We start from the raw sequence: 6,731 nt of genomic DNA, 5'->3' as shown, positions 1-6,731 counted from the left end.
CCCCCAGTTTTTTCACCTTTTCCTGCCTGGCCGCATCATGTTATGTGAGCGATAACAAACGTTTCACTTTCGAAATAAATCATAATGGTCCCTCACACAACAGACGCGGGCACGATCCCGGGCACAGTGGACAGGAGTCGTTATGGGATGGAATCTGGGCACAATCAAGGGGCGCTATACCGCCGTTTTTCTGGGCTTCATGGCGCTGGTGTGCGCCCTGACGGTGATCGGCATCCAGATCTGGATCACCCCCGCCCTGCAAAAAGCGGGGGAGGAGAACGTGGCGCTGCGAGTCGGCGAGATAGCGACCGATATCCGTGACCAGCTCAACGGGGTGCAGACCCAGTCGCGCAGCATTACCCAACTGGTGGCACAACTGCCGAGCGAGCAGATAGATGCCCAGCTCCCGGCCCTCATCGACCAGTACGGCAACGGCATGGTCTTCGGTGGCGGCATCTGGCCCCTGCCGGACAAGCGGGAGGCGGGGCGCGCCAAGTTCAGCACCTTCTTCCACAGGGATGCGTCCAACGCCCTCATTCCCAACACCTACTGGAACTCGGCAGAGGCGCCCAACTATTTCGATCAGCCCTGGCACAAGGCTGGCCAGCAGGCGCCCCGTGGCGTCTGTGCCTGGGCCGCCGCCTACAAGGATGGCGCGAGCCAGCAGCCGAGAACCAACTGCGCCATGGGGATCTACCAGGATGGCGCCCTCTACGGGGTGTCGACCATAGACGTCACCCTGGGCTTCTTCAACGACCTGGTGGCCAAGAAAGAGCAGGAGATCGGCGGTCAGGTGATGATCATCGAGGCTGACGGCAAGATCCTGAGCCGCAACGCCCGTCTGACCGGGGATGTGGTGCTCGGCAACCTCTCCGCCCACGCCGACTATCCCTTCGCCCTCGCCATCAGCGGCCTGCTGGGCCAGGATGCGAGCAAGGGGCAGCTGCGCACCACCTTCCAGGATCAGGGTGAGGAACAGACCCTGCTGATGGAGGCCATCGAAGGGACCCCCTGGCTGCTGGCCACCGCCCTGCCGACCCGCACCCTGACCCAGGACAGCCGGGATGTGCTCGCCACCCTGGCGAGCATCCAGCTCCCCCTGGCGGGGCTGCTGTTCGTGCTCATGGTGCTGGCCATCAGCCAGCTTGGCAGCCGCCTGCAGACTCTCAAACTCAACATCGACGCCCTCAGCGCCGGCGACGCCGATCTGACCGCCCGCATCGAGGTCAAAGGGCATGACGAGCTGGACAACATCGCCCTGTCGGTCAACCGCTTCATCGCCTTCCTGCAACAAATGATGGTGCAGGTGACCGCCGCTACCGACCTCATCACCCGCGAGCTGGCCCAGCTCGATCAGCAGACCGGGCAGGCCAGGCGGATCCTGGGAGAACACGCCAGCGAAACCGATCAGGTCGTCACCGCCCTCAACGAACTCAGCTCCACCGCCGACAGCGTTGCCCGCCACGCCAACGACTCCGCCAGCTTCACCGAGGCCGCCAACGGTCAGGCGGCCAGCTCCCGCAAGGTGGTGGGATCGGCCTCCGCCAGCGTGGTGGCCCTCATCGACGAGGTGGATCTCGCCGCCGCCAAGGTGCTGGAGATGCAGGAAGATGCCCAGCAGATCGGCAGCGTGCTCGGGGTGATCGGCGGCATCGCCGCCCAGACCAACCTGCTGGCGCTCAACGCCGCCATCGAGGCGGCCCGGGCCGGTGAACAGGGCCGGGGCTTCGCGGTAGTGGCCGACGAGGTGCGTGCCCTCGCGGCACGCACCCAGAACAGCACCGCCGAAGTGGGCAGCATGTTGTCACGGCTCACCCAGGGGGTCGCCGAGGCAGTGGTCGCCATGGAGCAGACCAAGCGCAGTTGCCAGGCGGCGGCCGACACCACGGGGCAGGTCACCGGCGGCCTCGACACCATGGCCGACGCCGTAGTGCAGATCCACGATCTCAGCAGCCAGATCGCCACCGCTGCCGAGGAGCAGAGCCGGGTGACCGAGGAGATCAACCGCAACATGGTAAGCATTCGCGACATGCTGAACCTCCTGGTGGAGAACGGCGGCAACACGGAGCAGAGCGCCGCCACCCTGCTGGGGTCCAACCGCCAGTTGCTGGCACTGGTGCACCGCTTCAAGGTGTGAGCCTGAACACCAGGCAGCAAAAAGGGGCCCGCGGGCCCCTTTTTCATTCACTTTGCCAGGACTCAGGCCTTGTTGGCCAGGTTCAGGGTCTTCACGGTCTCGCCTTCGAACTTGATGACCACGTTCTTCTGGGCCACTTCGGAGTCTTTCAGCAGGGACTTGGTAGTCTCGGCCAGCAGCGGGGAGGCCTTGTTCAGTGCGTCCAGGTCATAGGTCCACACTTCCAGACCGGCGTCGGTCTTGGTGCTGGCCGGGGCGCCCAGCTTGTCCTTGATGGCCTGCTTGTTGGAGCCGCCTTCCTTGATGTCCAGGGCCTTCTTGATCGCTTCGTTGGAAGCAGTGTCCATGGCGTTGCCAGCCATCTCTTTGGCGGTGCTGGTGACGCTGCTGGTCACGGTGTCGGTCAGGGAATCCATCAGGCCGGCGTGGGCAACCAGAGGCAGGGCGGTCAGGGCAATCAGCAAGGACTTTTTCATGAAGATACATCTCGCAAGAATGAAAAGAGCGCGCATGAAACCAGCGGGATGAATTGGAGTCAAGAAAATCCCTTGGTCAAGCCGTATTCGGGGGGGAACAGCCCCGTAGCGGCTCCGACCAGTGCCCTTGTCAGCCGCTGAGCTGGTCCTTGCCCGCCAGCTTGGCCCGGTAGAGCGCCCTGTCGACCCGCGCCATCAGGTGGGACACCTGCTCGTCGGGGTCGGACTCCACCAACCCGAAACTCAAGGTCACGGGCTCGATCCCCTTGACCCTGGCATGGCTCAGGCGCTGCCTCAGTTTTTCGGCCACCACCCGGGCGTCGGGCAACCGGGTATTGGGAAGCACCAGCATGAACTCGTCACCCCCCCAGCGGGCCAGCAGATCGATCTCGCGGATGCAGCCCCGGGTCAGCTGCACGATATCGATCAGGGTCTGGTCCCCCACCCCGTGGCCATGGCGATCGTTGATCTGCTTGAAGTCGTCCACGTCCATGGCGATCACGGCAAAGGGCTCCTTGAAGCGCTTGGCGCGCTCATGCTCCAGCCGCACCGCCTGCTCCAGCCGATAGCGGCTGGCCGCGCCGGTCAGGGAGTCCGTCTCCGCCAGGCGGCGGTTCTCCTCCACCTGGAACTGCAATGCCTGGTTGAGCCGCTCCAGTTCGGCGGTACGCTGCGCCACCTGCTGCTCCAGGGTGCGGTTTTGCAGCTCCAGCCTGGCGTAGAGTTCCCGCTGGGCGTGGATGTTGCGGTGTGCCCCCACCATCCTGGCGACACTGCCGTCCGGGTTGCGTGTGACGATGCGGCCGCAATCCGCCACCCAGAGGTAGTCACCGTTACGGCAACGGCAGCGGTATTCGGCCCGGTAGTCCGCCGCCCGCCCGCTCAGGCAGGCATCGAAGCTCTCCATGACCTGCGCCAGATCGTCCGGGTGGATCAGGTTCTCCCAGGTGAAGACGGTGTTGTCGAGGGAGTGTGGCTCATACCCCAGCATCTGATACCAGCCGGGATAGCGATGGACATAGCCGGTGTTGGCATTCCAGTCCCAGAGACCGTCGCTCACGACCTCCAGCATGCCGCTCATCACGGCCTCGTCGAGGGCCGGTTGCCTTGTCATCTCATTGTCATGCAGCATGAAAACCTTCCTTGTTCTGCTACTCGGCGCCACGGATCCGCTTGTTGACCTGGCGGGAAAACCGGGCCTGCCGGTCGAGCCTTCAAGGGGGCGACTGGCCTCGACACCCCGTCATGACTGGTTATCGGCCAGGTTGCTCTCTTGTTGAACAACAGTAGCAGCCCGCACACTTTCGAGTCTTGCGCGCCGTCACGCTCCCTTCCGTTCTTCTGCCGGCCAGATTGCACCACGGCGGTGCACACCTTTGGCGCAGCCCTGCCCATATTGGGCAAGCCTCGCTGACCAGGGCTGCGATTAATAAGTAAGTGTATGAATAAAAAGAAAAATACTTTTCTGGCGCAATATTTGCCTTTATCTGGGTGAACCACAAGGATTGGGGATATTGCATGAAATTAATCACCGCCATCATCAAGCCGTTCAAACTCGACGACGTGCGCGAAGCCATCGCCAACCTCGGCGTCGAGGGGCTGACGGTTTCCGAGGTCAAGGGGTTTGGCCGCCAGAAGGGGCACACCGAGCTGTACCGGGGTGCCGAATACCAGGTGGATTTCCTGCCCAAGGTAAAGCTGGAGATCGCCACCCTGGCCGACAACGTCGAGCAGATCATCGAAGCCATCAGCAAGGCCGCCCACACCGGCAAGATAGGTGACGGCAAGATCTTCGTTTATGACCTGCAGGCCGCCGTGCGCATCCGCACCGGCGAGACCGACGCAGACGCCCTTTGATACGACTGGAACTGAGGAATACGACATGGAAGAGTTGATCACATCCGTCAGCGAGCTGCGCTATGCACTCGACACCTTCTACCTGCTGATCTCCGGCGTGCTGGTCATGTGGATGGCCGCCGGGTTCGCCATGCTCGAAGCCGGCCTGGTCCGCGCCAAGAACACCACCGAGATCCTGACCAAGAACATCCTGCTCTATGCCATCGCCTGCATCATGTTCCTGCTGGTCGGCTACAACATCATGTACGTGGACAACAGCGCCGGCGGCTGGCTGCCGAGCTTTGGCAGCCTGATGGGCAGCCAGGCGGACGACGCGGGCCACTCCCTGCACTCCGACTTCTTCTTCCAGGTGGTGTTCGTCGCCACCGCCACCTCCATCATCTCAGGTGCGGTGGCAGAGCGGATGAAGCTCTGGTCCTTCCTGCTGTTCTGCGTGGTGATGACCGGCTTCATCTACCCCGTGGAAGGCTACTGGAGCTGGGGCGGTGGCTTCCTGAAAGAGGCGGGCTTCTCCGACTTCGCAGGCTCCGGCATCGTCCACATGGCGGGCGCTGCCGCTGCCCTGGCCGCCGTGCTGCTGCTCGGCCCCCGTCGCGGCAAATATGGCAAGCAAGGGGAGATCTACCCCATCCCCGGCTCCAACCTGCCGCTCGCGACCCTGGGCACCCTGATCCTCTGGATGGGCTGGTTCGGCTTCAACGGTGGCTCCCAACTGGCGCTCTCCAGCGCCGCTGACGCCACCGCCATCGGCACCGTGTTCGTCAACACCAACGCCGCCGCGGCCGCCGGTGTGGTCGGCGCCCTGCTGGTCAGCAAGCTCACCTGGGGCAAGGCGGATCTCACCATGATCCTCAACGGCGCCCTCGGCGGTCTGGTCGCCATCACCGCCGACCCGGCCTCCCCCAGCCCGCTGTTCGCCAGCCTGATCGGCGCCCTGGCCGGTGCCCTGGTGGTCTACGCCATCGTCGCCTTCGATCGCCTGAAGATCGATGATCCGGTCGGTGCCATCTCGGTACACGGCGTCTGCGGCCTGTTCGGCCTGATGGTGGTGCCCTTCTCCAACACGAGCGCCACCTTCGGTGCCCAGTTGCTGGGTGCTGCCACCATCTTCGGATGGGTCTTTGTCGTCTCCCTCGTGGTCTGGAGCCTGCTCAAGGCCACCATGGGCCTGCGGGTCAGCGAAGAGGAAGAGATGATGGGTGTGGATGTCCACGAGTGCGGCATCGATGCCTACCCCGAGTTCGTCAGCGTCAAATCCAGCATCTAAGCACGCCATCTGCTTGCGGGGCCCGGGGGACACCTCGGGCCCCGTTTTTTTGGGCGCCCTCAGCGCCCCTTGAAGGCGGGGTGATGCAACCGGCGATAGTGACTGGGCGCCAGCCCATGCTGGCGCTTGAAGGCGGTGGAGAAGTGGTATTCGTTCTTGAAGCCGCACTGCTCGGCCAACTGCTTCACCGGGTCGGCCCGGCTCGCCAGCAAGAGCGCCGCCCGCTGCAACCGCAACCGTTGCAGCAGCGCCATGGGCGCCAGCGCGAAATGCTGCTGACAGAGTCGATGGAGCTGACGCTCGGAGAAGTGCAGGGCGCCGGCCATGCGGGCTATGTCCCAAGGCTCGGTCAGCGCCTCTTTGAGCAGTAATTCGAGGCGCAGCGCCAGCCGCTCGCCGCGGCTCTGTCCCTCTCCCTTTTGCAACAGGCGGCGCAGGTAGAAACCGAGCTGCTCCACCAGCAGCGCGCTGAGCAGCGGGTCCTGATGGCGCTCCTGCTCCGCATAGAGGTTCTCGATCGTGCGCAGCACGGTGGCCTGCTGGGAGGTACAGCCGAGCCGGGGGTGGCTGGCGAAGGCATCCCAGGGGGAATCCTTGTGCAACAGCAGCCACACCAGCTCCCACTCACCACCCTTATTCACCTGCGGGTTCAACGTCTCATTAAGCTGCTCACTCAACTGCTCACTAAGCTGGTAGCAGAGCGGCTCCCCGGCCGGGATCAGGGCCCACTCCCCGACCGGCAGCCGCTCGAGGCGATCGCCGATCAGCACCTCCCCCTCGCCGCCCAGGGTCAGCAGAAAACAGTGCATATCGGCAAAGCGGCGCGCGATGTGGTAGCGGGTCTTGAGACGGGAATAGCCCGCCAGCCACACCTGCTCCTGCGCAAGAGCCGGCAGCAAGCTGTCACAGCAGATCTGCTCGCGGCAGTCGGGGGAGACATCGATAATCTCGGTGTTGGCAGTTTCAGACATCATCAGGACGGGCTCAGCCATGT

At 63.7% G+C, this 6,731-nt stretch carries 6 protein-coding genes; 3 read left to right on the top strand and 3 right to left on the bottom strand.

Going from position 1 to position 6,731, the window contains the following annotated elements:
* Positions 1-142 precede the first annotated feature (142 nt).
* Complete coding sequence (locus AB5Y70_RS21370) at positions 143-2,137, top strand: methyl-accepting chemotaxis protein (protein ID WP_043154966.1); 1,995 nt, start codon at positions 143-145, stop codon at positions 2,135-2,137.
* A 62-nt stretch (positions 2,138-2,199) separates the two neighbouring features.
* Here the strand turns inward: AB5Y70_RS21370 and AB5Y70_RS21365 are convergent, their stop codons facing one another.
* Together AB5Y70_RS21365 and AB5Y70_RS21360 are read right to left on the bottom strand one after the other, a co-directional pair.
* Entirely contained in the window at positions 2,200-2,613 is a 414-nt protein-coding gene (locus tag AB5Y70_RS21365; RefSeq protein WP_010675902.1) for a hypothetical protein, read from the bottom strand.
* Positions 2,614-2,743: 130 nt separating this feature from the next.
* A complete protein-coding gene (locus AB5Y70_RS21360; RefSeq protein ID WP_043154967.1) occupies positions 2,744-3,745 on the bottom strand; it encodes a sensor domain-containing diguanylate cyclase in 1,002 nt (333 codons plus the stop codon).
* Positions 3,746-4,131: 386 nt separating this feature from the next.
* Between AB5Y70_RS21360 and glnK the strand changes: the two genes are divergently transcribed.
* Entirely contained in the window at positions 4,132-4,470 is a 339-nt protein-coding gene (gene glnK / locus AB5Y70_RS21355; RefSeq protein WP_010675904.1) for a P-II family nitrogen regulator, read from the top strand.
* A 25-nt stretch (positions 4,471-4,495) separates the two neighbouring features.
* A complete protein-coding gene (locus tag AB5Y70_RS21350; RefSeq protein ID WP_042864817.1) occupies positions 4,496-5,737 on the top strand; it encodes an ammonium transporter in 1,242 nt (413 codons plus the stop codon).
* 59 nt (positions 5,738-5,796) lie between these two features.
* On the opposite strand, the gene AB5Y70_RS21345 is transcribed toward AB5Y70_RS21350, so the two are convergent.
* Positions 5,797-6,711, bottom strand: a complete 915-nt coding sequence (locus AB5Y70_RS21345) for a helix-turn-helix transcriptional regulator (protein ID WP_049636324.1) — start codon at positions 6,709-6,711, stop codon at positions 5,797-5,799.
* Positions 6,712-6,731: the final 20 nt, after the last annotated feature.

The sequence above is a fragment of the Aeromonas sp. s1(2024) genome, assembly GCF_040908005.1.
In the GTDB taxonomy this organism is placed as follows: Bacteria; Pseudomonadota; Gammaproteobacteria; order Enterobacterales; family Aeromonadaceae; genus Aeromonas; species Aeromonas caviae.
This window is presented reverse-complemented; position numbering and strand designations above follow the sequence as displayed.

Excerpts from the sequence above, each read along its gene's own strand:
- AB5Y70_RS21365 (WP_010675902.1), bottom strand. The coding sequence starts at position 2,613 with ATGAAAAAGTCCTTGCTGATTGCCCTGACCGCCCTGCCTCTGGTTGCC.
- glnK (WP_010675904.1), top strand. The coding sequence starts at position 4,132 with ATGAAATTAATCACCGCCATCATCAAGCCGTTCAAACTCGACGACGTG.
- AB5Y70_RS21360 (WP_043154967.1), bottom strand. The coding sequence starts at position 3,745 with ATGCTGCATGACAATGAGATGACAAGGCAACCGGCCCTCGACGAGGCC.
- AB5Y70_RS21345 (WP_049636324.1), bottom strand. The coding sequence starts at position 6,711 with ATGATGTCTGAAACTGCCAACACCGAGATTATCGATGTCTCCCCCGAC.
- AB5Y70_RS21370 (WP_043154966.1), top strand. The coding sequence starts at position 143 with ATGGGATGGAATCTGGGCACAATCAAGGGGCGCTATACCGCCGTTTTT.
- AB5Y70_RS21350 (WP_042864817.1), top strand. The coding sequence starts at position 4,496 with ATGGAAGAGTTGATCACATCCGTCAGCGAGCTGCGCTATGCACTCGAC.